The sequence below is a fragment of the Mesorhizobium sp. WSM4840 genome (assembly GCF_055811755.1).
Genome location: NZ_JBVVQD010000124.1, coordinates 1 through 655, shown reverse-complemented (window position 1 = coordinate 655; position 655 = coordinate 1). Strand labels below are relative to the sequence as shown.

General features: G+C 60.6%; 1 protein-coding gene. It reads right to left on the bottom strand.

Annotated features, from left to right (window positions below; translation table 11 throughout):
• Positions 1 to 493 (bottom strand): aldehyde dehydrogenase family protein (locus tag AC0L3I_RS36975; RefSeq protein ID WP_473530238.1); only part of this gene is annotated, 493 nt, incomplete at its 3' end.
• Between the last annotated feature and the right edge of the window lie 162 nt (positions 494 to 655).

Sequence of the window (655 nt, the reverse complement as noted above, 5' to 3'; positions counted from 1 at the left end):
AGCCGGCCGCCAGCGCCGGTACGACTTTCAGCACGATCTGGCTAAGCGGCCAGTTCCACGGGGTGATCAGTCCGACGACGCCGATCGGCTCCCTAGCGATGAGCGAGCGTCCTCTGGCCTCATTGAATTCAAAGACGCGCAACGCGTTCGCGATGTCCTGCATCGAGGTGACGCAGCCTAGCACTTGTTCCGCGAGCGCGAACTGACGAGGCGCACCCATCTCGCGCGAGACAGCGACGGCGAGGTCACCGCTTCGCCGTTTGAAGATGTCGATTATCCTTCCGATGAGTTCCACGCGCTGCACGACTTTCGTCGACGCGAAACCCGGAAAAGCGCGACGCGCGGCGGCGACCGCGTAATCCACATCCTCGACGGTTCCCAGCGCGATCTCCGCGAACGCCTCTGCGATTGAGGGGTCTATGACGTCGAGACGACGGGGCCCGGCCGGGGCCACCCATTCACCATCGATGTAAAAGCTGAGTTCGTTTGACATGACCATCCCGTCTTAGGTTGTGAAGACCCGCCCGCTGTCGACCAAACATCGCGGGGCTAACGTTAAATCGGAACAACCATCAGCCTAAGTCAGGGTGTTCAGTGTCGGAATTGCGTCAGAAGCGGAAGGAACTCCGTCAACTTCTTGAACGTCCGCAAGGCG